This window comes from Burkholderia sp. AcTa6-5 (assembly GCF_017815075.1).
Lineage (GTDB): Bacteria > Pseudomonadota > Gammaproteobacteria > Burkholderiales > Burkholderiaceae > Burkholderia > Burkholderia sola.
Genome location: NZ_JAGIQE010000026.1, coordinates 56852 through 81802 on the forward strand (window position 1 = coordinate 56852; position 24951 = coordinate 81802).

Genomic DNA, 24951 nt, shown 5'->3' on the forward strand with positions numbered 1-24951 from the left:
TTTCGCTGAGTACATCCTAGAAAACGTTCAGCGAAATGAAAAGTTGACGCGCCGCGCACGGAAAGCGCGCGGCGGCGGAGACGGGATTCAGGCGCCCGGTTGCGCGTGCGCGGCGGCGCCGTCGATGAACCGCGCGAGTTCGATGTCGCGTTCGGTCAGGCCGTCGGCGTCGTGGGTCGACAGCGTGACGTCGACGCGGTTGTACACGTTGAACCATTCCGGATGGTGGTTCATTTCCTGCGCCTTGATCGCGACACGCGTCATGAAGCCGAATGCCTCGTTGAAATCGGCGAAGCGCAGGCGGCGCTGGATCGCGTCGCGGCCCGGCACGGCCGTCCACTGCGCCAGGCCTTCGAGCCGGGTCTTGCGTTCTTCGGATGTGAGCTTGTGGATCATCTTGCACCTCTCGTTCGGTAACGGCGCCCACGCGCGGCTGCGCCGCGCGGCGAAGCCGGCATCGTTCATTGTTCCATAGTTGCGGAAAGGACGACGGGCGGCCGGCAACCGGCAACCGGCAACCGACGGCCGGCGCGTCACGCGTCAGCGTCGTCGGGCCAGCCTTCGCCCGTGCCGCGATGCAGTACGCGATCGGTGTCGAGCACCGCGCCGGCCGCGAATTCGGGCAGCCCCGCGAGCCGGTCGGCCAGCGCGCGGCCATCGACGTCGGCGAGCGCGAACAGCTGCGCGAAATCGTCGATCACGAAGTAGGTCTTCTGGAACGTGTCGATCCGGTACTTCGTGCGCATCACGCGCTCGAGGTCGAACCCGAGCCGGTTCGGCGCCGCGCTCTCGAGGCTATACAGGCTTTCGCCCTTGCTCGACACGATCCCGGCGCCGTAGATCGACAGCCCGTTCGTGCCGCGCGGATCGCGGATCAGCCCGAATTCCACCGTATACCAATAGAGGCGCGCGAGCCGCGCCAGCGCCGCTTCGTCGTCGGCGACCGCGAGCGCGGTGCGGCCGTACGCCTGCATGTAGTCGGCGAACACCGGGTCGATCAGCAGCGGCACGTGGCCGAACAGGTCGTGGAAGCAGTCGGGTTCCTGCAGGTAGTCGAGCTGGTCGGGACGGCGCATCCACCAGGTGACCGGGAAACGTCGGTTCGCGAGATGCGCGAAGAACACGCGGTCGGGCACGAGGCCGGGCACCGCGACGATTTCCCAGCCGGTCGCGGGCTTCAGCTGACGGTTCACGTCGGCGAACGACGGCACGCGATCGGCCGGCAGCGCGATCTTGCCGAGCCCGGCGACGAACGGGTCGCACGCGCGGCCGCGCAGCAGCGCCGACTGGCGCGCATAGAGCTGCTTCCACACCGCGTGGTCGACCTGGCCGTAGCGCTGCAGCGGCTGGTCGATGGTGAAATCGGCGCGGGTTTCGAGGCCCGCATCGAACTGCTCCTGCAGTTTCGCGGTGACGACGGTGGACATGATCAGGCTCTGCACGCTGGGGTTGGGATCATGCAAGTGTAGAGCGGGCGACGCGCGGATTGGGCGCATAGTTGGCGTCAATTCGCTTAGTGATGCGATAATTGCGCATCGAATAACGAATCAATGCGGAGAATGCTCATGCTGGAACTCGATCACTTCGATCTCGCGTTGCTGGACGTGCTGCAGCGCTTCGGTCGCGCGACGCATCAGCAGCTGGGCGAGCAGGTGCCGCTGTCGCCGTCGCAGATCGGCCGGCGGCTGCAGCGGCTGGAGGCGGCCGGCGTGATCGAAGGCTACCGCGTGATGCTGCGACCCGAAAAGCTCGGACTCGGCGTGACCGCGTTCACGAGCCTGAAGCTCAAGCATCACGGCGATTCGATCATCGAGCAGTTCCAGCAGCAGATCGACGTGCTGCCCGAAGTGCTCGAATGTCATGCGGTGGTGGGCGATGCCGACTACCTGCTGCGGATCGTCGCGCCGGATCTCAACGCGCTGTCGCAGTTCGTGATGAAGAAGCTGATGCGGGTGCCGGGCGTCGACAGCGTGCGCTCGAACATCGTGCTGACGACCTTCAAGCGCAACGGTGCATTGCCGCTCGCGCATCTCGCGCCGGGCGCCGCGTGACGGGGACGCGGCATCGGCGCTGAAGGCGGCACGCGCCGTACCGCCTTCGATGGGGCCGGATCAGGCCGTTTCGGGCTGGGTGTCGGCGTTCAGCAGATCGACGTACGCGACCGCGACGAGATCGTCCTGCGCGACGCCGAGTTTCGCGAACACCTCGTGCGCTTCGGCTTCGCCGCCCGCTTCGTCGTCGTCGGGGCCCAGCACGACTTCGAGCTCGATGAAATCGCCGAGGCCGTCGACGCGGTCGAGGTGGATGCGCGTGCGGCCGGCGAGGTACACGTGCCGCTCCTTCGTCACGATCCCGCGCGTGGTCAGCGCGGTCGCGAGCAGCGAATGCATCGCGTCGGGATTCGTCACCGGGCTGCGCGTGTAGTACGACGCCTTCGGGCCGTCGCGATCGTCGCGCTGGTAGAAGATCAGCTCGGCCGGCGTGCCGTCCTCGAAGCGGCGCAGCTTGAGCCGGCCGCGCGGCACGTCATAGAAGAAATCCTGCTGGCGGTAGAAGAGCGGCGCTTCGGTCGCGAGCTGGGCCGCCCGTTCGCGCAGCCGGTCGAATTCGCGGGCGCGGGCTTTGATCTCGATGTTGCGGGCCATGCGGGTCTCCTTCAATCGGGGTCTCGCGGTGTGCGAACGCACAATCTAGCAAAAAGCCTGCGATGGTGGCGTGACGCGCGGACCGGCCGCGGCGACACGACGCGGGGCACGCGATTCGATCCGCGGCATGCGTCAGGCGCCGAAACTCGATGCGTAACCGGCCGCGTCGACATCAGCCGCGCTCATATCGCCCACTGCGCGTCGATCAACCGCAGCGCGGCCGCGATCGCCGGCTCGTCGCGCCGCTCGGCGAGCGTCACGAACGTCAGCTCGGTCGGCACCGTCATGCGTTCGACGATCGTCAGCGCATGCGCGTGCGCTTCGGCCAGCGCGATCGAATCGCGCGCGAGCGTCAACCCGATCCCCGATTTGACGAGATCGAGCATCGATTGCTCCTGGTCGACCTCGGCGACCTTCACCGGCTGCGCGCCGGCCGTCGCGAAGAGGCGCGACAGCAGCCGGTGATGCGCGGACGCGGGCGGCGTCCAGATCCACGGCAGCGCGGCCAGCGCACGCCAGTCGTGCGCGCGCTGCACGCGCTCCTTCCAGCCGGCCGGCGCGAGCACGCGGTATTCGAAGCGCGTGAGCGTGACGGTGTGGAACAGCGCGCCGTCGCGCGGCGAATCGTCGTCGGGCCGGCCGATGGTGTAGCCGACGTCGAGCGCCTGCGCGCGCACCTGTTCGAGCACCCAGCCCGACATCCCGTGCCGCAGCGCCGTTTCGATCTGCGGATGGGTCTCGACCAGCGCGCGCAGGAAGCCACCGAGCCGCAGGAACTCCGGATCGAGGATCGTGCCGATTCGCAGCCGGCCGCGCACCTCGTGCCGCAGCGCGGCAGCGGCGCGCTGCACGTCGGCGGCGGCTGCGAGCGCGCGCTCCGCGTGCGGCAGCAGCGTCTGCCCGTCGCGCGTGAGCGCGAGCCCGCGCGACGTGCGCGTGAACAGCACGACCCCGAGCGTTTCCTGCAGATGCTTGATCTGCAGGCTGACGGCCGGCTGCGTCAGATGTAGCTGCACGGCGGCGCGCGTCAGGTTGCCTTCGCGGGCGACCGTCGCGAACGCGCGAAGCAGGGTGAGATCCATCGTCGTGATATGAGCGTGGCTTATAACGCAGTTCAGCATAACTCATTGGATCGGCGGCCGGGCGCGGGAGTACGCTTCATCGGATCGTGGCGCGGGGCCGCAGGCGCGGCGCGACGCACTATGCTGAACATGCGCGCGGCATCGCGCCGCGCGGTACACGACAAGCAGGAAGGAGACACGCCGTGAGTACTCAACGCACGCTCGAGGGCGAATTCGACTACGTGATCGTCGGCGCGGGCACCGCGGGTTGCGTGCTCGCGAACCGCCTGACCGAGGATCCCGACATCAGCGTGCTGCTGCTCGAGGCGGGCGGCAAGGACGACTATCACTGGATCCATATCCCGGTCGGCTATCTGTACTGCATCGGCAACCCGCGCACCGACTGGCTGTACAAGACGCAGCCCGAAGCGGCGCTGAACGGCCGTGCGCTGTCGTATCCGCGCGGCCGCGTGCTCGGCGGCTGCTCGTCGATCAACGGGATGATCTACATGCGCGGCCAGCGCGAGGATTACGACAACTGGGCGCAGGAAACCGGCGACGCCGGCTGGTCGTGGGACAGCGTGCTGCCGATCTTCAAGCGCAGCGAGGATCACCATGCGGGCACGAGCGATGCGCACGGCGCGGGTGGCTACTGGCGCGTCGAGAAACAGCGGCTGCGCTGGGAGATCCTCGAATCGTTCGCGCAGGCCGCGCAGCAGACGGGCATTCCCGCCACCGACGATTTCAACCGCGGCGACAACGCCGGGGTCGGCTACTTCGAAGTGAACCAGAAGCGCGGCGTGCGCTGGAATACGTCGAAGGCGTTCCTGCGGCCCGCGATGGCGCGCCCGAACTTGACCGTGATCACCGGCGCGCATGCGCAGCGCGTGATCTTCGACGGTCGGCGCGCGGTCGGCGTCGAATATCACGGCGGCGGCACCGACTACGTCGCGCGGGCGCGCGTGGAAGTGCTGCTGACGTCGGGCGCGGTGAATTCGCCGCAACTGCTCGAACTGTCGGGTGTCGGCGACGGCCGGCGGCTGCAGGCGCTCGGCATCGACGTCGTGCAGGATCTGCCGGGCGTCGGCGAAAACCTGCAGGATCACCTGCAATTGCGGATGGCGTTTCGCGTCGACGGCGTGCGTACGCTCAATACACTCTCCGCGCGCTGGTGGGGCAAGCTGATGATCGGCGCCGAATATGCGCTGCTGCAGCGCGGGCCGATGTCGATGGCGCCGTCGCAACTGGGCGCGTTCGCGAAATCGGATCCGGACGATCCCGCGCTCACGCGCCCCGATCTCCAATACCACGTGCAGCCGCTGTCGCTCGAACGCTTCGGCGAGCCGCTGCACGGGTTCAACGCTTTCACGGCGTCGGTGTGCCACTTGCGGCCGAGCTCGCGCGGCAGCGTGCACGTGACGAGCGCCGATCCGCGCAGCGCACCGGCGATCGCGCCGAACTATCTGTCGACCGATCACGATCGTCACGTCGCCGCGAACGCGCTGCGCCTCACGCGCCGGATCGCGTCCGCGCCGGCGCTCGCGCGCTATCGCCCCGAGGAAATCCTGCCGGGCCCGCGGTACCAGACCGAGGCCGAACTGATCGACGCGGCCGGCGTCGTCGGCACGACGATCTTCCATCCGGTCGGCACGTGCCGGATGGGGCGTGCGGACGACGCGCGCGCGGTGGTCGACAGCCGGCTGCGCGTGCGCGGCATCGCGGGGTTGCGGATCGTCGACGCGTCGGTGATGCCGTTCATCACGTCGGGCAACACCAATTCGCCGACGCTGATGATCGCCGAGCGCGCGAGCGACATGATTCGCGCCGACCGCCGTGCGGCGCGCGAAACGACGTCGGTGCGCACCGAGGCCGCGGTGACGGCGGCATGAAGGCTCGCTGACCCGCGCGCCAGCGGGCCGTCATGCGAACGCCCGCTGATTCGCTATGCGAAACAAGCTGCCGGCGCGTCCGCTCTAACGGCAAGATCCGTGCAAGCCGCGCCGTCGCGCGGCTTTTTTATCGGGTGCGCGTGTGCCAGATCCTGCGGCAGGTCAACGCGTGATGATGCACGTGTCAAAAAAGCGCGGTGCGAAACCGCACGCAATCGCAGCCGATATGGCGGCCACCCCTATAAGTGCAAATCCCGATGATTGCACTGCACCAACGGCGCGACAATGTTCTGTAATGTGCATACGCGTCGGCGCGGGAGACCAACCCTCGAGGCGTACCACGGCGCCCGGGGGCAGCCCGCTGATCCGCTGACCTGTTCGCGGCCGCTTGCGCCAGGCTTCCCGGTGCTTCGCCTGACTTCGTACGGAAGGGAACATGATTCTCGGCGACACGATTCTGGAAACACGCGGACTGACGAAGGAATTCAGGGGCTTCACCGCCGTGAACGGCGTCAACCTGCGTGTGCGCCGCGGCGCGATCCACGCATTGATCGGGCCGAACGGCGCGGGCAAGACCACCTGTTTCAACCTCCTCACCAAATTCCTGACGCCCACGGCCGGGCAGATCGTCTTCAACGGCATCGACATCACCGACGAGCGTCCCGCGCAGGTCGCGCGGCGCGGCATCATCCGCTCGTTCCAGATATCGGCCGTGTTCCCGCACCTGACCGCGCTGCAGAACGTGCGCATCGGCCTGCAACGCGCGCTCGGCACCGAATTCCATTTCTGGCGCAGCGAACGCACGCTGAAGCGGCTCGACGATCGCGCGATGGACCTGCTCACGCAGGTCGGCCTCACCGATTTCGCGCACGTGCCGACCGTCGAGCTGGCCTACGGCCGCAAGCGCGCGCTCGAGATCGCGACGACGCTCGCGATGGAGCCCGAACTGATGCTGCTCGACGAGCCCACGCAGGGGATGGGCCACGAGGACGTCGACCGCGTGACCGCGCTGATCAAGAAGGTCGCGAGCGGCCGCACGATCCTGATGGTCGAGCACAACATGAACGTGATCGCGGGGATCTCCGACACGATCACCGTCCTGCAACGCGGCGAGGTGCTGGCCGAAGGCTCGTACGCGGAAGTGTCGAAGAATCCGCTCGTCATCGAAGCCTACATGGGCAGCGCCGACGCGGCGCTCGCGGGGGCGCACGCATGAAGCACAGCGAACGGGAGGAACGCGAATTGAGCGGCGTCGAGAGCGGTACGCCTGCGCTGGAAATCACGGGCCTGGAGGCCTGGTACGGGGAATCCCACATATTGCACGGCGTCGACCTGACCGTGCATCGCGGCGAGGTCGTCACGCTGCTCGGCCGCAACGGCGCGGGCCGCACGACGACGCTGCGCGCGATCATGGGCCTCACGGGCCGCCGCAGCGGGTCGATCAAGGTCGCCGGCCACGAGACGATCGGCCTCGCGACGCATCGCATCGCGCATTACGGCATCGGCTATTGCCCGGAGGAGCGCGGGATCTTCTCGAGCCTGTCGTGCGAGGAGAACCTGATGCTGCCGCCGCTGATCGGGCCGCGCGAGCATTCGATGTCGCTCGACGAGATCTACGCGATGTTCCCGAACCTCGCGTCGCGTCGGCAGAGCCAGGGCACGCGGCTGTCCGGCGGCGAGCAGCAGATGCTCGCGGTCGCGCGAATTTTGCGCACCGGCGCGAACCTGCTGCTGCTCGACGAGATCTCCGAAGGCCTCGCGCCGGTGATCGTCCAGGCGCTCGCGCGGATGATCGTCGCGCTGAAGGCGCGCGGCTACACGATCGTGATGGTCGAACAGAATTTCCGCTTCGCCGCGCCGCTCGCCGACCGCTTCTACGTGATGGAGCACGGCAGCATCGTCGAGCATTTCCGCGCGTCCGAACTGGAAGGCAAGATGCCGACCCTGCACGACCTGCTCGGAGTATGACGCCGCCTCGTTTCCGTTGCCGCTAGCCGTGGCGGCCCTCGAATAACCACAACGCATCAGAACAACAGGAGACGTCAATGAAAATGAAGACCCTCGCACAGGCCTGTCTCGCGCTCGCGACCGCCGCACTCACCGCCGGCGCCGCGCATGCCGCGGATAGCGTGAAGATCGGTTTCGTCACCGACATGTCGGGGCTGTATGCGGACATCGACGGCCAGGGCGGTCTCGAGGCGATCCGCATGGCGGTCGCCGACTTCGGCGGCAAGGTGCTCGGCAAGCCGATCGAGGTCGTGTACGCGGATCACCAGAACAAGGCGGACATCGCCGCGTCGAAGGCGCGCGAATGGATCGACCGCGGCGGGCTCGACCTGCTCGTCGGCGGCACGAATTCGGGGACGGCGCTGGCGATGGCCAAGCTGGCCGCGGAGAAGAAGAAGGTCTACATCAACATCGGCGCGGGCGCGGACACGCTGACGAACGAGGAGTGCACGCCGTACACGGTGCACTATGCGTACGACACGATGGCGCTCGCGAAAGGCACCGGCTCGGCGGTGGTGAAGCAGGGCGGCAAGACGTGGTTCTTCCTGACCGCCGACTACGCGTTCGGCAAGGCGCTCGAGAAGAACACGTCGGACGTCGTGAAGGCGAGCGGCGGACAGGTGCTGGGGGCGGTGCGGCATCCGCTGTCCGCGTCGGATTTCTCGTCGTTCCTGCTGCAGGCGCAATCGTCGAAGGCGCAGATCCTCGGTCTCGCGAACGCGGGCGGCGACACGATCAACTCGATCAAGGCCGCGAAGGAATTCGGCATCACGAAGACGATGAAGCTCGCCGGGCTGCTGATGTTCATCAACGACGTGCACAGCCTCGGCCTCGAGACGACGCAGGGCCTCGTGCTGACCGACAGCTGGTACTGGAACCGCGACGCGGCGTCGCGCCAGTGGGCGCAGCGCTACTTCGGCAAGATGAAGAAGATGCCGTCGAGCCTGCAGGCGGCCGACTACTCGTCGGTGACGACCTACCTGAAGGCCGTGCAGGCCGCCGGGACGACCGATTCCGACAAGGTGATGGCCGAGCTGAAGAAGATCAAGATCAGCGACTTCTACGCGAAGGGCTACATCCGTCAGGACGGCAGCATGATCCACGACATGTACCTGATGGAAGTGAAGAAGCCGTCGGAATCGAAGGAGCCGTGGGACTACTACAAGGTGCTCGCGACGATTCCGGGCGAACAGGCGTTCGGCACCAAGCAGGAAACGCGCTGCGCGCTGTGGAAGTAAGCATCGGATAGCGGCGCGCACGGGCGCGCCGCACGGTGGCGGCGGCAGCGACGTGCCCGCTGCGCCGCCCGCGTGCGCGCGGCTGCAAAGTTGCGTACGCAACGAAACTCATTCTGACGGCTAAGTCGATGGAAATCTTTGGCATTCCGTTGCCGGCGATGCTGAGCCAGTTGCTGCTCGGGCTCGTCAACGGCTCGTTCTATGCGATCCTGAGCCTCGGGCTCGCGGTGATCTTCGGGCTGCTCAACGTGATCAACTTCGCGCACGGCGCGCTGTTCATGCTGGGCGCGATGCTCGCGTGGATGGGGCTGTCGTATTTCGCGCTGCCGTACTGGGCGATGCTCGTGCTGGCGCCATTGATCGTCGGCGCGTTCGGGATCGCGATCGAACGCTCGATGCTGCGCTGGCTGTACAAGCTCGATCACCTGTACGGGCTGCTGCTCACGTTCGGCCTCACGCTCGTCGTCGAAGGCGTGTTCCGCTCGATCTACGGCGCATCCGGCCAACCGTACGACGTGCCGTCGCAGCTGTCCGGCGCGACCAACCTCGGCTTCATGTTCCTGCCGAACTATCGCGCGTGGGTCGTCGTCGCGTCGCTCGCGGTGTGCCTCGCGACGTGGTTCGTGATCGAGAAGACGCGCCTCGGCGCGTACCTGCGCGCGGGCACCGAGAACCCGAAGCTCGTCGAGGCGTTCGGCGTGAACGTGCCGATGATGATCACGCTCACCTACGGCTTCGGCGTCGCGCTCGCCGCGTTCGCGGGCGTGCTGGCCGCGCCGGTGATCCAGGTGTCGCCGCTGATGGGCCAGCCGATGATCATCACCGTGTTCGCGGTGGTCGTGATCGGCGGGATGGGCTCGATCCTCGGCTCGATCGTCACGGGCCTGCTGCTCGGCGTGATCGAGGGCTTCACGCGCGTGTTCTATCCCGAAGCGTCGGCCACCGTCGTGTTCGTGATCATGGCGATCGTGCTGCTGTTCCGCCCGGCGGGCCTCTTCGGCAAGGAAAAATGATGCAGAGAAAAATGCTCTACGGCGTGCTGCTCGCCGCACTGCTCGCCGCGCCGTTCATCGGCGCGTATCCGGTGTTCGTGATGAAGGTGCTCGCGTTCGCGCTGTTCGCGGCCGCGTTCAACCTGCTGATCGGCTATACGGGGCTGCTGTCGTTCGGCCATGCGATGTTCCTCGCGACGGCCGGCTATGCGACCGGCTATTCGATGCAGACGCTCGGTTTCACGCCGGAGCTCGGCGTGCTGACCGGCACCGTCGCCGCGACGCTGCTCGGGCTCGTCGTCGGGCTGTTCGCGATCCGCCGGCAAGGCATCTACTTCGCGATGATCACGCTCGCGTTCGCGCAGATGGTCTACTTCATCTATCTGCAGGCGCCGTTCACGCACGGCGAGGACGGCCTGCAGGGCGTGCCGCGCGGCCATCTGTTCGGGCTGCTCGACCTGTCGAACGACGTCACGCTGTACTACGTCGTGCTGGCGGCGGTCGTGGCCGCGTGCGCGTTCATCGTGCGGGTCGTCCATTCGCCGTTCGGCCAGGTGCTCGTCGCGATCAAGGAGAACGAAGCGCGCGCGATCTCGCTCGGCTACGACACCGATCGCTTCAAGCTGCTCGCGTTCATCCTGTCGGCCGCGCTCGCGGGGCTGGCCGGCTCGCTGAAGGTGCTCGTGCTCGGCTTCGAGACGCTGTCGGATGCGTACTGGACGATGTCGGGCCTCGTCGTGCTGATGACGCTCGTCGGCGGGATGGGCACGCTGTTCGGGCCGCTGCTCGGCGCCGCGCTGATCGTCGCGCTGGAAGACCGGCTCGGCGACATCGGCGAATGGCTCGCGTCGACGACGGGTGTCGCGTGGTTCCATTCGCTCGGCGAATCGACGACGATCGTCACTGGGCTGATCTTCATCGCATGCGTGCTGGCGTTCCGGCGCGGCATCGTCGGTGAGATGGTCGCGCGTATCAAGCCGCTCAGGGCGTCGTCGTGAGCATGCGGTGCGCGTCGCCCGCGTTGATGCGAAGCACCATCCGGCTCGGCCGGGAAGGGCGTCACCGCGGGCTCGGGCCGTCGCCGCGCGGCCGGCTGGTGCCCCATTTTCGTGCGGCAATGCACCATAGGGGTAAATGCTAAGTTGTCGTGGTGCTTAAGCCTCTTTAAGATTCACTTCAGTTCTGATGCACCGCGAAACGAATTTGCAGGTGGAGAACGAGGAGACAATCGAGGCACAAAGTGCCCGGACCCCAAAGCGCTGTTGGACGGAATCCAACAGCGCTTTTTCATTTGCGTGCACGAATTCCCTCGATGGTGCATCGGCCCGCACGCCAGCCGATGGCGCCGCTTTCCGCGTTTGCGTTCGCACCGCGTCTTTTCCGCGCTTTGCCGCGTTGCCCGTTTTTCCGTTTCCCGCGATCCGTTCGCCGACGATGCGCAATCCTGCACAGGCGCTTCGGGCTTACCCGGTTGGCGGGCGCGAAAGGCGTCCGTTACACTCGGCTTTCGCCGACCGTGCGGTCGGGAAAATCGGTCGGCAGTTCTCCTACAAGCACAATGCAGAACAGGGAGTACGGTTGGATGAGCAGCGCAGCACGGTGGTTCGGGGCAGGAGACGCGGCGGACGCCGTTCGTTCGTCATGGGGTGCTCGATGGGTCATCGGGGCATTTCCGAGCCGTTCCGCGGCCTGTATGCACGTCCCGGCGCCGGCGCGGGTCGTTGCGCTCGCATCCGTCTCTGCATCCGTATGCGCAATCGCATGAGCGGCGGGCTTTCCGAGGTTTCATCGCTTGCCGTGCGTGCCGACCATCGATGCGCGCGCAACGAGCTTGCGCACGCTCCCGCATTTCTTCGCTTTCTTCATCCTGACGACACCGCTGCTGCGCATCGTGACGGTCGGACGGCCGTTTCAATCGGCGCGCGGCGCGTGGCGGCGTGTCGCGGGAAAACGAGCATGGGCGCGGACGGGTGGGATAATTAAGATATTAACTTGTTTGGGGACCGGGAGCCGCCCGAGCAACCGTGGTTTTTTCGAGCAGCGTTTGGAGACAACGTAAATGAAGATGAATCGATGGATGGAGGCCCTGCTTGCCGCGGGCCTCGTGTGTGCGGCGGCCACGGCGTCGGCGCAGGTGAAGATCGGCGTGACGCTGTCGGCCACCGGGCCCGCCGCGTCGCTCGGGATTCCGGAAAAGAACACGATCGCGCTGCTGCCGAAGGAGATCGCGGGCAAGAGCGTGCAGTACATCGTGCTGGACGACGCGTCCGACACGAGCCGTGCGGTGCAGAACGTGCGCAAGCTGATCGACGAGGACCACGTCGACGCGATCATCGGCTCGTCCGTCACGCCGAACTCGCTCGCGATGCTCGATCCGGTGTCGCAGGGCAAGACGCCGACGATCTCGCTCGCGGCGAGCGCGCAGATCATCGCGCCGATGGACGCGAAGCGCGCGTGGATGTTCAAGGTGCCGCAGAACGACCAGTTGATGGCCGATGCGATCGCCGGCTACATGGCGAAGCATGGCGTGAAGACGGTCGGCTTCATCGGCTTCGCCGACGCATACGGCGACAGCTGGTACAAGACGTTCGACGCGGCGGCCGCGAAGAACGGGCTGAAGCTCGTGTCGAACGAACGCTATAACCGGACCGACGCGTCGGTGATGGGGCAGGTGCTGAAGCTGCTGGGCTCGAACCCGGATGCGGTGCTGATCGCCGGCTCCGGCACGCCGGCGGCGCTGCCGGCCAAGACGCTGAAGGAGCGCGGCTACAAGGGCAAGGTCTACCAGACGCACGGCGTCGCGAATAACGATTTCCTGCGCGTGTGCGGCAAGGATTGCGAAGGCGAGATCCTGCCGGCCGGCCCGGTGCTCGTGACCGACCAGCTGCCCGATTCGAATCCGGTGAAGAAGCCGGCGCTCGGCTACAAGGCCGCGTACGAGAAGGCTTACGGCGCGGGTTCGCTGTCGACTTTCGGCGGCCATGCGTGGGATGCGGGCCTGCTGCTGCAGCGCGCGATCCCGGACGCGCTGAAGAAGGGCCAGCCGGGCACCGAGGCGTTCCGCGAAGCGCTGCGCGCGTCGCTCGAAAGCGTGAAGGACCTGCCCGTCTCGCACGGCGTGATCAACATGACGGCGACGGATCACAACGGCTTCGACACACGTGCGCGCGTGATGGTGCAGATCGTCGACGGCAAGTGGAAGTTGCAGGCCGAGTAAGCGTCACGTGAAACCGGCGTGCGCGGCGCGAACGGCGCCGTGCACGCCGTCGGCAGGGCGGCGCGCGTCACGGCCGCATCCGTGCCGCCTGGAACGGCCGGGGCCCGCCGTGCGCCCCGGCCGTTTCCGCCTTTCGTTTCTCCGCAGCATTCTCTCGATACACGAAACGTATGGATCTCTCGATTGCGGCGATCCTCGCGCAAGACGGCATCACGACCGGCGCCATTTATGCATTGTTGTCGCTGGCGCTCGTGCTGGTGTTTTCCGTCACGCGGGTGATCTTCATTCCCCAGGGCGAATTCGTCGCCTACGGTGCGCTGACGCTGGCCGCGTTGCAGGCGCAGAAATTTCCCGCCACCTGCTGGCTGCTGTTCGTGATGGGCGTCGCATGCTTCCTGCTCGAAGCCGGCGGCCTGATCCGGCATCGCGAACGCCGCCATCAGCTCGGCCGCACGCTCGCGACGCTCGGCAGCCGCTACATCCTGCTGCCGCTCGCGGTGTTCGCAATCACGCGCAGCTTCGCCGCGCAGCCGATGCCGATGCTCGCGCAGATCGCGCTGACGCTCGCGATCGTCGTGCCGATGGGGCCGTTCGTCTACCGGCTCGTGTACCAGCCGATCGCCGAAGGCACGACGCTGCTGCTGCTGATCGTGTCGGTCGCCGTCCATTTCGCGATGGTCGGCCTCGGCCTCGTGATGTTCGGCGCGGAAGGCTCGCGTACCAACGGGTTCTCGGACGCGTCGCTCGCGATCGGCAGCATGACGGTGTCGGTGCAGAGCATCCTGGTCGTCGTCACGGCGCTCGTGCTGATCGGCGCGCTGTATGTGTACTTCGGGCGCACGATCGCCGGCAAGGCGCTGCGCGCGACGTCGGTGAACCGGCTCGGTGCGCGGCTCGTCGGCATCGGCACGACCGAAGCCGGGCGGCTCGCGTTCACGTTCGCGGCGGGGCTCGGCGTGTTGTCCGGGATCCTCGTCGGCCCGCTGACGACGATCTACTACGACTCGGGCTTCCTGATCGGGCTGAAGGGCTTCGTCGGCGCGATCATCGGCGGGCTCGTCAGCTATCCGCTCGCGGCCGCCGGCTCGCTGCTCGTCGGCGTGCTCGAATCGTATTCGTCGTTCTGGGCGAGCGCCTACAAGGAGGTGATCGTGTTCACGCTGATCATTCCGGTGCTGCTGTGGCGGAGCTTCGCGACGCTGCATGCGGAAGAGGAAGAGGAGTGACGCGATGAAGACGATGGTACGCAACAAGACCTTCTGGCTGTTTCTCGTGGTGCTGTTCGCGCTGCCGGTGCTGCCCGGCGCGCTGCAGGTGCCCGAATACTGGATCACGCTGCTGAACTACATCGGCCTGTATGCGATCGTCGCGATCGGGCTCGTGCTGCTGACGGGCGTCGGCGGGATGACGAGCTTCGGACAGGCCGCGTTCGTCGGCATCGGCGCGTATGCGACCGCGTTCCTGACGACGCGCTACGGCGTATCGCCGTGGCTCGCGCTGATCGTCGGCGTTGTGCTGACGGCGCTCGTCGCGCTCGTGCTCGGCGCGGTGACGATGCGGCTGTCCGGGCACTTCCTGCCGCTCGGCACGATCGCGTGGGGCCTCGCGCTGTTCTACCTGTTCGGCAACCTCGAACTGCTCGGCAAGTACGACGGGATCAACGGGATTCCGGCGCTGAACCTGTTCGGCATCGTGCTCGACAGCGGCCGCAGCCTGTACTTCCTGATCTGGGCCGTGGTGCTGGCCGCGATCGTGTCGGTGCAGAACCTGCTCAACAGCCGGCCCGGCCGCGCGATCCGCGCGCTGCGCGGCGGCGGCGTGATGGCCGAGGCGATGGGCGTGAACACCGCGTGGATGCGCGTCGTGATCTTCGTCTACGCGGCCGTGCTCGCGGCGGTATCGGGCTTCCTGTACGCACACCTGCAGCGCGCGGTGAACCCGACGCCGTTCGGTCTGAACCACGGGATCGAATTCCTGTTCATGGCTGTGGTGGGCGGCGTGTCGCACGTATGGGGCGCGGTGCTCGGCGCGGCGATCCTGACCGTGCTGCAGGACTATCTGCAGACGCTGCTGCCGAAGCTGCTCGGCTCGGAAGGCAACTTCGAGATCATCGTGTTCGGCGTGCTGATGGTGCTGCTGCTGCAGTACGCGCGCCAGGGCGTATGGCCGTTCGTCGCGAGACTGTTCCCGCGCGGGCCCCGTGCGCACGTGCCCGAGCAGGCCGATCCGCCGCCGCAGCGTGCGAAGCCCGTGGCCGGCGAGCCGCTGCTCGTCGTCGACACCGCACGCAAGCAGTTCGGCGGGCTCGTGGCCGTGAACGACGTCAGCTTCGACGTGAAAGCGGGGCAGATCATCGGGTTGATCGGCCCGAACGGCGCGGGCAAGTCGACCACGTTCAACCTCGTGACCGGCGTGCTGAAGCCGACCGGCGGCGCGATCACGTTCCGCGGCGAGCGCATCGACGGACTGACGTCGCGCCAGATCGTCCGCCGCGGCATCGGTCGCACGTTCCAGCACGTGAAGCTGTTGCCGACGATGACGGTGCTCGAGAACGTCGCGATCGGCGCGCATCTGCGCGGTCATACCGGCGTGTGGCGCAGCATTGCGCGGCTCAATGCGCGCGAGGAAGCGCAGTTGCTGGCCGAAGCCGCGCGCCAGATCCGGCGTGTCGGGCTCGAAGCGCACATGTACGACGAAGCGGGGAGCCTCGCGCTTGGTCAGCAGCGGATTCTCGAAATCGCGCGGGCGCTGTGCTGCGATCCGACGCTGCTGTTGCTCGACGAGCCGGCCGCGGGGCTGCGTTACCAGGAGAAGCAGCAACTCGCCGACCTGCTGCGGCGGCTGAAGGCGGAAGGAATGAGCGTGTTGCTCGTGGAACATGACATGGATTTCGTGATGAACCTCACCGACCGGCTGGTGGTGATGGAATTCGGCACGCGGATCGCGGAAGGGCTGCCGCAGGACGTGCAGCAGGACCCGGCCGTGCTCGAAGCGTATCTGGGCGGGGTGGAGTGATGACGGACACGACGATGCCGATTCTCGACGTACGCGGGCTGGCGGTGCGGTACGGGAAGGTGGAGGCGCTGCACGGTGCGGCAATCAAGGTAGGGGCGGGGCGGATCGTCAGCGTGATTGGCCCGAACGGCGCCGGTAAATCGACGCTGCTGAACGCGATCATGGGGGCGCTCCCGGTAACGGGGCACGCGTCGGGCGCGGTCGTGTATCGCGGTACCGACGTCAGCGTGTTGCCGGTCGAGCAGCGCGTCGCGCGTGGAATGTGCCTCGTACCGGAAAAGCGCGAGCTGTTCAGCACGATGACGGTCGAGGACAACCTCGTGCTCGGCGCGTATCGGCGCAAGCAGGCGGGGGAATCGAACTTCCTCGATCAGCTCGATCACGTGTTCGCGCTGTTTCCGCGGCTGAAGGAGCGGCGCCGGCAGGCGGCCGGCACGCTGTCCGGCGGCGAGCGGCAGATGCTGGCAGTCGGCCGCGCGCTGATGGGCAAGCCCGACCTGCTGATGCTCGACGAACCGAGCCTCGGGCTGGCGCCGCTGATCGTGAAGGAGATCTTTCATATCATCAGCGCGTTGCGCGGCACCGGCGTGGCGACGCTGCTGATCGAGCAGAATGCACGGGCGGCGCTGCAGATCTCCGACTATGGCTATGTGCTGGAGACGGGCGAGTTTGCGCTGGAAGGGCCGGCGGCCGAGCTTGCGCAGAATCCGCGTGTGATCGAGACGTATCTTGGGTTGGCGAAGAAGACGGCTTGATTGCCGGTGCGGTGGACAGGAAACGGGCGGCGTGTTTCACGTGAAACACGCCGTTTTTGTTTGTGAGCCGGGTGCAGTTTTCGCGTCCACGGTTCAAGGCCGGGGATAAGTCGTGCGGGAACAGTGGGAAGCGCTGTGCGGTGCCGCGCAGGCTGGTTCCACAGGTCGACCATGCTGCACTTCAGTGGACAAGTGCCGGGACAACCGGCGGAAATGTTGTGTGGCGGAGGGCGCACGGCCACGGGTTCGAAGTGTTGCGCTGGCCACAGACATCGGGGAGTTCGGGGTTCCGTACATGCTTTGCACAGGCCCGAAGATGTGCGTTGAATCGCTCACCGACAACGCTGAGACAGCCCCGGCGCGGCAAATTTGCGTGTTCCCGACTAAAAAATCGCCGAAATGCACAGACCCTACCATTCGGACGGCCTTCGGGCGAAAAGCGAACCCGCTATAATTCGGCCCATACATTTCTCAGATAGGTTCGTACGCAGTTCCGCGTACGGAATCCACCATGCTTTTTCCCACAGAATTTGACGTCATCGTCGTCGGTGGCGGCCATGCCGGCACGGAAGCCGCGCTGGCGTCCGCCCGTATGGGCGCAAAGACACTGCTGCTGACCCACAACATCGAAACACTTGGGCAGATGAGCTGCAATCCGTCGATCGGCGGCATTGGCAAGGGCCATCTGGTCAAGGAAGTCGACGCGCTGGGCGGCGCAATGGCCGCCGCGACGGACGAAAGCGGTATTCAGTTCCGGATCCTCAATTCGTCGAAGGGGCCGGCTGTGCGCGCGACGCGTGCGCAGGCCGATCGCATCCTGTACAAGGCCGCGATCCGCCACCGGCTCGAAAATCAGCCGAACCTGTGGCTGTTCCAGCAGGCCGTCGACGATCTGATGGTCGAAGGCGACCGCGTGGTCGGCGCCGTCACGCAGATCGGCATCCGCTTCCGCGCTCGCGCGGTCGTGCTGACGGCCGGTACGTTCCTCGACGGCAAGATCCACGTCGGCCTGAACAACTACACGGGCGGTCGCGCGGGCGATCCGGCGGCCGTGTCGCTGTCGTCGCGCCTGAAGGAGCTGAAGCTGCCGCAGGGCCGGCTGAAGACCGGTACGCCGCCGCGTATCGACGGCCGCACGATCGACTTCTCGAAGCTCGACGAGCAACCGGGCGACCTCGATCCGATTCCCGTGTTCTCGTTCCTGGGCCGCGCGGAGCAGCATCCGCAGCAGCTGCCGTGCTGGGTCACGCACACGAACGAACGCACGCACGACATCATTCGCGGCGGTCTCGACCGTTCGCCTATGTATACAGGCGTGATCGAAGGCGTCGGGCCGCGCTATTGCCCGTCGATCGAGGACAAGATCCACCGGTTCGCATCGAAGGAATCGCACCAGATCTTCCTCGAGCCGGAAGGGCTGACGACCAACGAGTTCTACCCGAACGGGATCTCGACGAGCCTGCCGTTCGACGTGCAGCTCGAGCTCGTGCATTCGATGCGCGGCCTCGAGAATGCGCACATCCTGCGCCCCGGTTACGCGATCGAGTACGACTATTTCGACCCGCGTGCGTTGAAAGCGTCGCTCGAGACGAAGGCGATCAACGGACTGTTCTTTGCGGGTCAGATCAACGGGACGACCGGCTACGAAGAAGCGGCTGCGCAGGGTCTGCTGGCTGGTCTCAATGCGGGCCGCTACGTGCAGGAAAAGGATGCGTGGTGCCCGCGTCGCGACCAGGCATATCTGGGCGTGCTGGTCGACGATCTCGTCACGCGCGGCGTGGCGGAGCCGTACCGGATGTTCACGAGCCGGGCCGAGTATCGCCTGAGCCTGCGCGAAGACAACGCCGACATGCGCCTGACCGAGATCGGCCGCGAGCTTGGGCTGGTGGACGATGCACGTTGGGATGCCTTCAGCCGGAAGCGCGACGCTGTTTCACGTGAAACCGAACGCCTGAAGTCGACGTGGGTTACGCCGAAGACGCTGCCTGCCGAAGAGGCGACCGCGCTGCTCGGCAAGGCGATCGACCACGAATACAGCCTCGCCGAGCTGCTGCGCCGCCCCGGCGTGAGCTACGACGGCGTGTGCGGGCTGAAGGGCGGCGAGTGCGGCCCCGCGGAGCCGTTGACCGACGATCCGGTGCTGCTCGAGCAGATCAAGGAGCAGGTCGAGATCGGGATCAAGTATCAGGGCTATATCGAGCGCCAGGCGTCGGAGATCGAGCGCAACGACGCGAACGAAAACACGCGCCTGCCGGACGGTATCGATTACCGCGAGGTTCGCGGCCTGTCGTTCGAGGTGAGCCAGAAGCTCAACGAGTTCCGGCCGGAAACGATCGGGCAGGCGTCCCGCATCTCGGGCGTCACGCCGGCGGCAATCTCGCTGCTGATGGTGCATCTGAAGCGTCGCGGCCTGGGCCGCCGTAATGGTACGGCCGCAGAGGCCGCCGCGGCCGCGGAGCAGGGGGACGGCACTGTCCCGACGCAACAATGACGGCGCGTCGCGCGCCGGCGGTTAATCGGGACGTACTGGAGGGGATGCTCGTCGAAGGCACGGCGGCGCTCGACCTCACGCTGACGGATACGCAGCGCAACCAGCTGCTGGACTACGTCGCGCTACTCGGCAAGTGGAATGCGGTCTACAACCTGACCGCGATCCGCGACCCGAAGCAGATGCTGATCCAGCACATCCTCGATTCGCTTTCCATCGTCACGCATCTGCGCGGCCGCGTGTCCGCGCGCGTGCTCGACGTCGGCTCGGGCGGCGGGCTGCCCGGTATCGTGCTGGCGATCGTCGAGCCGGGCTGGCAGGTCACGCTGAACGACATCGTGCAGAAGAAATCGGCGTTCCAGACGCAGATGCGCGCGGAACTGAAGCTCGCGAACCTGTCGGTCGTGACCGGCCGGGTCGAATCGCTGCAGCCGGGTGTCGAAGTCCCGGAAAAATTCGACATGATCGTATCCCGCGCTTTCGCGGACCTGTCCGACTTCGTTAAACTTGCTCGACATCTGGTTGCGCCGGGCGGATCGATCTGGGCGATGAAGGGCGTTCATCCGGACGACGAGATTGCGCGGTTGCCGGAAGGCAGCCGCGTGAAGCAGACGATCCGGCTGGCGGTGCCGATGCTCGATGCGGAGCGGCATCTGTTCGAAGTGGCCGTCGACGACGCGAATTGAAGGCGCGCGGTAGCGCGCCGTTTGTTTGAAGGTAAAGGGAACACACCAACGATGGCAAAGATCTTCTGCGTTGCGAACCAGAAGGGGGGCGTCGGCAAGACGACGACATCGGTCAATCTCGCCGCAAGCCTTGCAGCGCAGGAGCAACGAGTCCTGTTGATTGATCTCGACCCGCAGGGCAACGCGACGATGGGCAGCGGGATCGACAAGGCCGCTTGCGAAGCGACCGTGTACGAAGTGCTGGTCGACGGCGTGTCGGTCACCGACGCGCGCGTGCGTCCGGAAGGCGTCACCTACGACGTGCTTCCCGCGAACCGCGAGCTGTCCGGCGCCGAGATCGAACTGATCAGCATCGACAACCGCGAGCGTCGCCTGAAGGCCGCGCTCGAGCACGTGGCCGACGACTACGATTTCGTGCTGATCGATTGCCCGCCGACGCTGTCGCTGCTGACGCTGAACGGCCTGTGCGCGGCGCATGGCGTGGTGATTCCGATGCAGTGCGAGTACTTTGCGCTGGAAGGGTTGTCGGACCTCGTCAACACGATCAAGCAGGTTCACGCGAACATGAACCGCGACCTGAAGATCATCGGCTTGCTGCGCGTGATGTTCGATCCGCGCATCACGCTGCAGCAGCAAGTCTCCGATCAACTGAAAGCGCACTTCGGCGACAAGGTGTTCGACGCGGTGATTCCGCGCAACGTGCGCCTCGCCGAAGCGCCGAGTTACGGGTTGCCGGGCGTCGTGTTCGATCGCAGCTCGCGTGGTGCGCAGGCGTATATCCAGTTCGGTGCCGAGATGATCGAGCGCGTGCGCGCGTTCGAGGTGTCGTGATCCGGACATGAGCGAAGCGAGGAAGAAAGACATGAACGCGGTACCAAAGAAGAAGGGCTTGGGACGTGGCCTCGAAGCGCTGCTCGGCGGCAGCGCCGATATCACCGAAGCGGTGAAGATCGAAGGCGCACCGAACACGCTCGCGCTCGGCAAGCTGCAAGCCGGCAAGTACCAGCCGCGCACGCGGATGGACGAGGGCAGCCTGCAGGAACTCGCGGCAAGCATTCGCGCGCAGGGCGTGATGCAGCCGATCCTGGTACGGCCCATTTCGTCAGACAAATACGAGATCATCGCGGGCGAGCGGCGGTTCCGCGCGGCGCGCCTGGCCGGCCTCGATGAAGTGCCGGTGCTCGTGAAGGACGTATCCGATCAGGCCGCCGCCGCGATGGCGCTGATCGAGAACATCCAGCGCGAGGACCTGAATCCGCTCGAAGAGGCGCACGGCATCCAGCGTCTGCTCGACGAGTTCGGTTTCACGCACGAACAGGCGGCCGAATCGGTCGGCCGTTCGCGCAGCGCGGTGTCGAACCTGCTGCGCCTGCTGAACCTCGCGTCGCCGGTGCAGACGATGCTGCTGGCCGGCGATCTCGACATGGGGCACGCACGGGCGCTGCTCGCGGTCGATGCGGCCACGCAGATCACGCTCGCGCATCAGGTGGTCAACAAGCGCATGTCGGTGCGCGAGACCGAGAAGCTCGTCTCGCACACGACGAAGGAAGCCCCGGCCGTGAAGGCGCGTGCGAAGGACGATGGCGGTCGCGATACGCGTCGCCTCGAAGAGGAGTTGTCGGACCTGCTCGCGTCGACAGTGAAGATCAAGCTCGGCCGCCGCGGGCGAGGGCAGGTGATGATCGACTTCGGCAACCTCGATGCACTCGAGGGCATTCTCGCGCGACTGCGCGGCAACGTCGCAACAGAAGAATAACGGGGCAGGTATGCAGGAAACGGGCGCACCGCCGCCGCGCCGGTGGCTCGGCTGGCTTGCGCAGGAACCGGTACTATCGGTGCTCGCGCTGGGGCTGATCGTGCTGCAATGGGTGCGTCCGCAACCATTTTCGGTACTCGCCGATCGCGTCGACTGGCAGACGGTCGCGACGCTCGCGGGCCTGCTGATGTTGACGAAGGCGCTCGAGCTGTCCGGCTGCCTGATGTGGCTCGCGCATCGCATCGTGCATCACGTGCATTCCGAGCGCGGGCTCGCGATGCTGCTCGTCGGCTTCGCCGCGGTATTGTCGATGTGGCTCACCAACGACGTCGCGCTGTTCGTCGTCGTGCCGTTGATGGTGTCGCTGCGCGCGCTGACGCCGCTGCCGTTCCGGCGGCTCGTGATCGTCGTCGCGCTGGCGGTCAACGCGGGGTCCGTCGCGACGCCGCTCGGCAATCCGCAGAATCTTTTCCTGTGGCAATTGAGCGGCGTGTCGTTCGGCCGCTTCGTGGTCACGCTCGGGCCGCTCGCCGTCGCGCTAATGGCGCTGCTGCTCGTGCTGACCGCGTTGATGTTCCGCGCGAAGCCGCTCGACCTGTCCGGCGACGCCGCGGCCTTTCCCGTACAACGCATGCACGCGCTGATCGCGGCGGTGCTGTTCGCCGCATTCGTGCTGCTCGCCGATGCGCACCATCCGCTGCCGGGCCTCGTCGGGGTCGCGATCGTGCTGCTCGCCGTCAAACGCGACGCAGTCCTGAAGATCGACTGGCTGCTGCTGCTGATCTTCGTGCTGATGTTCGTCGTGCTGCGCAGCGCGGCCGCGCTGCCCGTCGTGCACGACGCGATCGCGCACGCGCAACTCGATTCGCCGCTGCGCGCCTATGCCGCCGGCGCCGTGCTGTCGCAGGTGATCAGCAACGTGCCGGCCGCGATCCTGCTCTCGGAGTTCACGCACGACTGGCGCGCGCTTGCCTTCGGCGTATCGGTCGGCGGCTTCGGTTTCGCGATCGGTTCGCTCGCGAACCTGATCGCGGTGCGTCTCGCGAAGGAGCCGCGCATGTGGCTGCCGTTCCACGTCGTGTCGATTCCGTTCGCGCTGGTGAGCGCGACGCTCGGCGCGTGGCTGCTCATGCACGGTTGAGCGAGGCCGGTGCGTGCGGCGCAGGTGTGCCGTTCGGGTCGCGGGCAGGGCGCACAGCGTCCATCGTGATCGAGCATTGTGGATAAGTGTTGCAATCCACAGTCGAACATCTGTGGCGGCGCGACAACTGACTGGATGAATCGATGCGCGAACATCCGGTCGAATTTCTCGCGTCGCGCGCGCTGTTCGGTTCTCGCGTGTGGCTGATTCGGGCGCGTCGCGCCGAGTCGTTTCCAATGGCTGCATTGCAGCGAATTCCGTGCGGCGATCGCACCGCTTCCGCCTGACCCGCCTCGCGCATCGTTTCCCCGCCATTTACCCCCGTCACCGGAGTTTTTTGCGCACGAAATACCGGTGCACGAAACCGACCTTACAACTGTCATCGTACGTCGTCGAATCGGGCGTTTTTTCACATCATGAGGCGTCGTTTTATGCAGGTTTTTGTCGCGTCTAAAGCCTTGAATCACTTGCAACTATCGCTTACAATCGCCCGGATTTGTTAGCTAGGCACCCCTGAAAGCTTTCAGAAAGCTTGGGGTCGGGTTCAAGGATTTCAGCGGAAGATTGCGATGGCGGGTCAGGCGCCGGACGACAGGCACGATGATCAGCGCACGCAACGCACCGCTTCGGCGGCCGGCGAGCGGCGTGAATCCGACGACGACTGGGATGTCGAGCAGCAAGATAACAACATCGTTCCGCTGACGCGGGCCGAGGCCGAAAGGCTGTTTGGCCCGAACGTGAGCAAGCCCTCGCGCGTGACCCCCTACAAGGTGGTGTTCGCGCAAGTGGTCCTGTCCCTGGTTGCAACGCTGGCGTGGTGGCTGTTTTCGAAGTCGCCGGGCGCCGCTGCGCAATCCGCGTTTCTGGGCGGAGCGATCGGCTGGGTGCCCAGTGCGGTATTCGTGGCACGACTGAAGGCAGGTGGCTCGGCCACCGTGATGAGTTGGGTGATGGGCGAAGCCCTGAAACTCGCTCTGACGATCGGGATGTTCACCGCGGTGGCGTTCGGCTGGGCCGGCGTGCACTGGGTGCCGTTCCTCGTCACGTACCTCGTCGTGCTGAAGACGTACTGGATCGCGCTGGCCTGGCGGTAAGGAACAAGCAGCGTGCGGTTTCGACAACGAACCGCACCGGCCCGTTCCCGCAATAGCGTGTTGCGGAACGGGGCAAAACGATTTTCGACAATTTGGGTGGCATTAACGATATGGCAGCTAGCGAAGGCACGCGCGGTCCGGATCCGTCCGAGTACATTGCGCACCACTTGCAGAATTTCTCCACCTCGCATCAGACGTCGATTTTCGATATTCACGTCTGGAATATCGACACGCTGTTCTGGTCGATCGTATGCGGCATCGCGACGATCCTCCTGCTGCGTCTGGCCGCCCGCAAGGCGACGTCGGGCGTGCCGGGCCGTTTCCAGTGCGCGATCGAGATGCTCGTCGAAATGGTCGAAGACCAGTCGAAGGCCATCGTCCACGGCAATCGCACCTTCATCGCGCCGCTCGCCCTCACGGTGTTCGTGTGGGTCGCGCTGATGAACTCCCTCGACTTCCTCCCGGTCGACCTGCCGGGCCGCGTGATCGGCCTGCTCGGTCTGTCGGACGTGATTTCCCACCATCGCATCGTCCCGACGGCCGACCTGAACGGCACGCTCGGCATCGCGCTCGGCGTGTTCGTCCTGATGATCTACTACAGCATCAAGATCAAGGGCGCGGGCGGCTTTGTGCATGAGCTGCTGTCGGCGCCGTTCGGCGCCCACCCGCTGCTGTGGATTCCGAACCTCGCGTTGAACATCGTCGAATACCTCGCAAAGACCGTCTCCCTCGGCATGCGGCTGTTCGGCAACATGTACGCGGGTGAGCTGTTGTTCCTGTTGATCGCCCTGCTCGGCAGTATGTGGAGCTTCGGTGGCGACGCAACGTTCCTCGGCTTCGTTGGTCATGTGATCGCGGGTAGCGTCTGGGCAATCTTCCACATCCTGATTGTTCTGTTGCAGGCATTCATTTTCATGATGCTGACGCTGGTGTATCTCGGCCAGGCGCACGACACGCACTAAGCGCG

23 protein-coding genes are annotated in these 24951 nt (G+C 65.9%); 19 read left to right on the plus strand and 4 right to left on the minus strand.

Annotation, left to right across the window (positions count from 1 at the left end; translation table 11 throughout):
• Nucleotides 1-87: 87 nt before the first annotated feature.
• Nucleotides 88-465: a 4a-hydroxytetrahydrobiopterin dehydratase gene (locus tag J8I33_RS27985; protein ID WP_280884427.1), complete on the minus strand. Its 378-nt coding sequence runs from the start codon at nt 463-465 to the stop codon at nt 88-90.
• A 68-nt stretch (nt 466-533) separates the two neighbouring features.
• A complete protein-coding gene (phhA, locus tag J8I33_RS27990) occupies nt 534-1427 on the minus strand; it encodes a phenylalanine 4-monooxygenase (RefSeq protein WP_221623581.1) in 894 nt (297 codons plus the stop codon).
• 138 nt (nt 1428-1565) lie between these two features.
• On the opposite strand from phhA, the gene J8I33_RS27995 reads away from it, so the two are divergent.
• Nucleotides 1566-2051 carry an Lrp/AsnC family transcriptional regulator gene (locus J8I33_RS27995; protein ID WP_050016018.1) on the plus strand — a complete coding sequence of 162 codons (486 nt, stop codon included), beginning with the start codon at nt 1566-1568 and terminating at the stop codon, nt 2049-2051.
• A 60-nt stretch (nt 2052-2111) separates the two neighbouring features.
• Here J8I33_RS27995 and J8I33_RS28000 read toward each other — a convergent pair whose 3' ends face one another.
• On the minus strand, nt 2112-2645 hold the full coding sequence (locus tag J8I33_RS28000) for a class IV adenylate cyclase (protein ID WP_050015796.1): 534 nt from the start codon (nt 2643-2645) through the stop codon (nt 2112-2114).
• A gap of 182 nt (nt 2646-2827) precedes the next feature.
• Nucleotides 2828-3727 (minus strand): LysR family transcriptional regulator, encoded by a 900-nt coding sequence (locus tag J8I33_RS28005; RefSeq protein ID WP_209939507.1) that lies wholly within the window; start codon nt 3725-3727, stop codon nt 2828-2830.
• 182 nt (nt 3728-3909) lie between these two features.
• Here J8I33_RS28005 and J8I33_RS28010 point away from each other — a divergent pair, with 182 nt between their 5' ends.
• The 18 genes from J8I33_RS28010 (at nt 3910) to atpB (ending at nt 24946) form a co-directional block, all read left to right on the plus strand.
• Nucleotides 3910-5595: a choline dehydrogenase gene (locus J8I33_RS28010; RefSeq protein ID WP_209939508.1), complete on the plus strand. Its 1686-nt coding sequence runs from the start codon at nt 3910-3912 to the stop codon at nt 5593-5595.
• Between the two features lie 436 nt (nt 5596-6031).
• Nucleotides 6032-6811, plus strand: coding sequence for an ABC transporter ATP-binding protein (locus J8I33_RS28015; protein WP_006477266.1), 780 nt, complete (start codon nt 6032-6034; stop codon nt 6809-6811).
• Nucleotides 6808-7563: an ABC transporter ATP-binding protein gene (locus J8I33_RS28020; RefSeq protein WP_050015804.1), complete on the plus strand. Its 756-nt coding sequence runs from the start codon at nt 6808-6810 to the stop codon at nt 7561-7563. Before J8I33_RS28015 ends, J8I33_RS28020 begins: the two co-directional genes overlap by 4 nt.
• Nucleotides 7564-7640: 77 nt before the next feature.
• Nucleotides 7641-8840, plus strand: coding sequence for an ABC transporter substrate-binding protein (locus J8I33_RS28025; protein ID WP_050015806.1), 1200 nt, complete (start codon nt 7641-7643; stop codon nt 8838-8840).
• A 128-nt stretch (nt 8841-8968) separates the two neighbouring features.
• Nucleotides 8969-9853, plus strand: coding sequence for a branched-chain amino acid ABC transporter permease (locus J8I33_RS28030; protein ID WP_050015808.1), 885 nt, complete (start codon nt 8969-8971; stop codon nt 9851-9853).
• Nucleotides 9853-10830 (plus strand): branched-chain amino acid ABC transporter permease, encoded by a 978-nt coding sequence (locus J8I33_RS28035; protein ID WP_209939509.1) that lies wholly within the window; start codon nt 9853-9855, stop codon nt 10828-10830. Before J8I33_RS28030 ends, J8I33_RS28035 begins: the two co-directional genes overlap by 1 nt.
• A 187-nt stretch (nt 10831-11017) precedes the next feature.
• Nucleotides 11018-11815 (plus strand): hypothetical protein, encoded by a 798-nt coding sequence (locus J8I33_RS28040; RefSeq protein ID WP_209939510.1) that lies wholly within the window; start codon nt 11018-11020, stop codon nt 11813-11815.
• Between the two features lie 76 nt (nt 11816-11891).
• Complete coding sequence (locus tag J8I33_RS28045; RefSeq protein WP_124594456.1) at nt 11892-13049, plus strand: ABC transporter substrate-binding protein; 1158 nt, start codon at nt 11892-11894, stop codon at nt 13047-13049.
• 170 nt (nt 13050-13219) lie between these two features.
• Nucleotides 13220-14275: a branched-chain amino acid ABC transporter permease gene (locus tag J8I33_RS28050; RefSeq protein ID WP_209939511.1), complete on the plus strand. Its 1056-nt coding sequence runs from the start codon at nt 13220-13222 to the stop codon at nt 14273-14275.
• A gap of 4 nt (nt 14276-14279) precedes the next feature.
• Nucleotides 14280-16064 carry a branched-chain amino acid ABC transporter ATP-binding protein/permease gene (locus J8I33_RS28055; protein WP_209939512.1) on the plus strand — a complete coding sequence of 595 codons (1785 nt, stop codon included), beginning with the start codon at nt 14280-14282 and terminating at the stop codon, nt 16062-16064.
• Nucleotides 16064-16819: an ABC transporter ATP-binding protein gene (locus J8I33_RS28060; RefSeq protein WP_209939513.1), complete on the plus strand. Its 756-nt coding sequence runs from the start codon at nt 16064-16066 to the stop codon at nt 16817-16819. The genes J8I33_RS28055 and J8I33_RS28060 overlap by 1 nt, the downstream gene beginning before the upstream one ends.
• A 511-nt stretch (nt 16820-17330) precedes the next feature.
• Complete coding sequence (gene mnmG / locus J8I33_RS28065) at nt 17331-19310, plus strand: tRNA uridine-5-carboxymethylaminomethyl(34) synthesis enzyme MnmG (RefSeq protein WP_050015820.1); 1980 nt, start codon at nt 17331-17333, stop codon at nt 19308-19310.
• Nucleotides 19307-19993 (plus strand): 16S rRNA (guanine(527)-N(7))-methyltransferase RsmG, encoded by a 687-nt coding sequence (rsmG, locus tag J8I33_RS28070; protein WP_124555749.1) that lies wholly within the window; start codon nt 19307-19309, stop codon nt 19991-19993. The genes mnmG and rsmG overlap by 4 nt, the downstream gene beginning before the upstream one ends.
• Before the next feature lie 51 nt (nt 19994-20044).
• The gene (locus tag J8I33_RS28075) at nt 20045-20824 is read left to right on the plus strand and encodes a ParA family protein (protein ID WP_050015824.1); all 780 of its coding nucleotides are present in this window, start codon (nt 20045-20047) and stop codon (nt 20822-20824) included.
• Nucleotides 20825-20855: 31 nt separating this feature from the next.
• Complete coding sequence (locus tag J8I33_RS28080; protein ID WP_152860544.1) at nt 20856-21749, plus strand: ParB/RepB/Spo0J family partition protein; 894 nt, start codon at nt 20856-20858, stop codon at nt 21747-21749.
• Between the two features lie 10 nt (nt 21750-21759).
• Nucleotides 21760-22890 (plus strand): SLC13 family permease, encoded by a 1131-nt coding sequence (locus J8I33_RS28085; protein ID WP_209939514.1) that lies wholly within the window; start codon nt 21760-21762, stop codon nt 22888-22890.
• 569 nt (nt 22891-23459) lie between these two features.
• The gene (locus J8I33_RS28090) at nt 23460-23984 is read left to right on the plus strand and encodes an ATP synthase subunit I (protein ID WP_050015828.1); all 525 of its coding nucleotides are present in this window, start codon (nt 23460-23462) and stop codon (nt 23982-23984) included.
• 110 nt (nt 23985-24094) lie between these two features.
• Nucleotides 24095-24946: a F0F1 ATP synthase subunit A gene (atpB, locus tag J8I33_RS28095; protein WP_209939515.1), complete on the plus strand. Its 852-nt coding sequence runs from the start codon at nt 24095-24097 to the stop codon at nt 24944-24946.
• Nucleotides 24947-24951: the final 5 nt, after the last annotated feature.